The organism is Streptococcus sp. 1F3 (genome assembly GCF_054968985.1).
Genome location: NZ_JBUEQR010000036.1, coordinates 1 through 3,957 on the forward strand (window position 1 = coordinate 1; position 3,957 = coordinate 3,957).

Here is a 3,957-nt window from a genome sequence, read left to right on the forward strand (position 1 = left end):
CATCAGATTCGCCAGCAACAGACAGGTGTCTACAGTTACACCTATGTTCCAACTTATGTCCCAACAGCTTCCGCCTACGACTATATTCAGCAACAAGAAGCTCAAGTCAGAGCCCAAGCCCATGCACAGGCGATTCGATACCGTCAGCAACAGCTTCGGAAGGAGTATGCGCAAGCGACTGGTATGAAGGGAGCGCCTAAGATCCGAGAAGGTCAGAACCTTCTTAGAAACTGGGGTACAGCCCTAGCCAAGACCTTGAAGCATGTGTGTACGACAGCAGAAAAAGTAGAAAAACAAGATAAAAAATCAAAAAATAAAATTGACTGGAAGAAAGTTTTAAATGATACTGTTTCTGCCGCTAATACAATTGTTGATAGGTTGGGAATTGCAAATGATCTATCTGATGGACTAGATTTGGCTGGCAAAGCAATGAGGACTGCACAAGGATTCTTTAAACCTTTTGTTCATTCAATAAAACATGGAATTCCTGTTGATAGAACTAGTGCTACATATCGTTTGGGTTCTCAATTTGCAAAAGCTGGAAAATTTTTATCTAAAGCTTCACAATTCTTTAATCATCCTTTAACGAAAGTTGCAACATTTGGTTTACAAGTCTGGGACAACGCTAATCAAGGAGAGACATTTGGACAAGCTGTAGCACACACATCAGGAAGTACACTTGCAGCTGGTGTAGGTTATACTTTAGGTGCAGCTGCTGTAGGATTTGGTTTTGCAGTGGCTGGAGCAACAGCTCCTGTATGGGCGCCTATTGTTGGTGGTACAGTTGCTGCTATAGGTGTAGGTCTTTGGTTTGATAAAATTTATAAAGATAAAAGTTCTTGGCTTAGACAAGGAATTGATGGATTTGGTAAGATTATTGATGGGATTGGTCATTACGATGGTAAAGACCCCATTCCTCCTCTTAAGAAAGAACCTTTAATTCCTCTCCCGCCAAATTATTAAGGAGGTGAATCAATATGTCAAAAATAAATCTTTATGCTATTAAGTTACAACCGAGATATAAATTATTTGAACATGGTGATAATCATTATATAGTTGATGTAGAAAATGGTCCTATAACTTTTCTTTTTCCATTTCTTAGTCCATTGTTTAAGAAACGAATTTATTGCATTAGTCAACAGGATTATATAAATCTTAAGGCAGATATTTTATCAATGAAAAAAGAAAATAGGTCTATATCTCCATCGTTTTATATTAGTTTGGGAGCTGCTGTATTTGCTCGAATGTTGCCTGATGGATTTGGTACTATATCGTATATTTCAAATCAATTGTTTTATATATTTATTATATTTGCCATTCTTTCTTTGCGAATCTATTTCTACCGTACATCTTTGATAATGAAACCATTTATTACAAAGCCTGTTGGAAAGAGTATGCTATTGTGTAAGAATATATCGAGTGTTACGCTCCCATTACTTAGTTTAGGGATGTTATTTACTTTTGTTATATTGTCCAAGATTATTCTCCTAGAAAACGATCACAATTTAATATATCATATTTTAAGTGGGATGACATTATTGGCATATTTCATATTTGCATTAGGATATTATACAAAATTGGATTATGAAATAGATATATAGAGTAATGTGTTACTATCATTGAGTACGGGGGATATCCGCAGTTAATTACAAACAAGACGAAAGATATCAATTTTAGAGATGTAACAGTAATAGGGGATTAATTTAATGTTGACTTACTCAGAAGCAGAAAATATTTTATTATATATTTTAGATGATTATATAAAAGAGTCTGAAGAAAAAAACTAATTCTAGAGTTAATTGAAACAGGCTCATGGCGGATAGCAATATACGAAATTGATAAAAAATATAAATCACTAACAAAAAATGATCGTAAAAAATTAGAAGATATTTTTGGCTTGTATTGCTAGTTTGATAGCTGTTCCAATATTTTTGGGAAAATCATGTTTTATATGTCTGTGGTACGAAACCTCGTAAGTATAGGATATCTGTTTAGCAATTAGCATTGCTTGAACCGCGACAAGTAAACCTTTGGTGTTGGTAGCACCTAAACCAAATTTAGGCGCTACTAACCCAAAGCATTACAAAAACAACCTATTAAATATGATTAACATTAGAAATAATACTGTATATGAAGTAGTGTTCCGTGGTGCTGTTGGCGCTTGAGCTAGTTATCGAGGACTCTGAAAACGCTGGCGATAATGTATCGTTTTCCGTCCTCTCTTTCCTAGCTCCCCGCCCACCTATGGAGCTTCTCTCCATAGGTGTTTTCCACATCACCACTATGCTTTTACATGTTGTCATATAAAAGCAAGATAAGAAATAAAACTGTTCTACTTACTTTATTCGTAAAAGTAAAATAAAAAGACGGAAAGATAAATAAATTTTTTATTATGTAGAACATATTCCGTAATATACTGATTATCTCGGTCAGATTGAGACCATGACAGTATCCGACAAGGCAGGCAAGGAATTATCGAAACTCACCTACACCTATGACCTAGCAGGAAACAAGCTGACCAGCACAGAAGAAGTAGAGGGCAGGGAAGAGAAAACCACCTTTACCTACGATGACAACAACCGCCTAACCAAACTAGAAAACAAGGACGGTATAACGACCTATACCTACGACAGGAATGGCAACCGCATCTCATCTAAGAAGAAGGATGACAAGTTAGACTACATCTACGACACAGAGAACCGGCTCCTTGCGGTTAAGGACAAGGAGGGACTTCTGATGGCAGCCCTCTATGACGGGGACGATAACCGAGTATTTAGTGCTAGCCGTAAGAAAGGTAAACATACCTATCAGCTCTTCAAACGAGAGGAGAAGAGGAAGTCTCCTTATACTGCCCCGAATGGGGAGGAGCCGAGTCTCTTCTGGTATGGCTTTAGCCAGAATGTCTTACAGGCACTGTCTACCCTACCGCAGACGGTGGGGACTATCTGGCATGAGATTTTTGATGATGTGTCGACTGCCTACCATCAGAAAGTAGCGAAAGACCGTGCGACCAAGGAGGGGCTAGTGGTCAACTCACCAGAGCTTGGAGATCTGCCGGGTGAGGGGGACGTGACCTATGCGAGTGAGGTCAAAGAGGTTCTCATTCCTTACACCACACGAGAGGATCGCTTTAACTACTACGAAGAGCGTAACTACGTTAATGACGTCAATCGCAAGCATACCGAGGTACTCCAGACCTATGATCGAGACTTAAAAGCAAGAGAGACCTATACCTATGGACAGGGAAGAAGCTCTTATCTCAACCATGAGACGGGGGATACCTATCACTACCTGACCAATCAGGCAGGAACAGTCACAGGCTTGACCAAGGACGGAGTAGCAGTTGCGTCCAGCCAGTACCAACTCTACGGAGCAAGTAAGTCTAGCACAGACGAGACGGGCAATCCTTTTGCCTACAATGGGGAAGCTCGTGATATTACAGGACTTGACTATCTAAGAGCACGATACTACGATAGCCAAGCAGGTACTTTCCTTACAGAAGACAGCTATCAAGGTGAATTGACGGCTCCACTCAGTCAGAACCGCTACAGCTATGTTCACAACAATCCAGTCAACTATACCGACCCAAGTGGGCATTTCTTGCAGGGATTTGTTAGGGGTGCTAAGAAGTTATGGAATGGTGCAAAGAAAGTAGCAAGTAATGCTTGGAATACGGTGAAACGAGTTGCGACAAATACTTGGAATTCAGTTAAGAGTGCCTATCATACAGGAGTTAACTGGGTTAGCAACAAGGTAAATCAAGCCAAGCAGTGGGTAGGTCAGCAGTGGAATAATGCCAAAAACTGGGTTGGGCAACAAATCAATAACCTCTACCATGCTGGACAACAAGCCTATCAAGGGGCAAGTAGCTATGTAGGGCAGAAGTATGAACAAGTTAGCCAAGGGGTGAACAATGCTTGGGAACAAGCCAAGGCAACAGGACAGTCTGTCTATAAT

General features: G+C 39.8%; 3 protein-coding genes. All 3 read left to right on the forward strand.

The window, feature by feature from the left end; all coding sequences use genetic code 11:
* Window positions 1-963 (forward strand): hypothetical protein (locus ACVPON_RS02920; protein WP_462876018.1); only part of this gene is annotated, 963 nt, incomplete at its 5' end.
* A gap of 14 nt (window positions 964-977) precedes the next feature.
* Window positions 978-1,601: a DUF443 family protein gene (locus ACVPON_RS02925; RefSeq protein ID WP_462876020.1), complete on the forward strand. Its 624-nt coding sequence runs from the start codon at window positions 978-980 to the stop codon at window positions 1,599-1,601.
* Window positions 1,602-2,442: 841 nt separating this feature from the next.
* Window positions 2,443-3,957, forward strand: a 1,515-nt coding sequence (locus ACVPON_RS02930; protein WP_462876022.1) for an RHS repeat-associated core domain-containing protein, incomplete at its 3' end; no start/stop codon positions are given.

Excerpts from the sequence above, each read along its gene's own strand:
- ACVPON_RS02925 (WP_462876020.1), top strand. The coding sequence starts at position 978 with ATGTCAAAAATAAATCTTTATGCTATTAAGTTACAACCGAGATATAAA.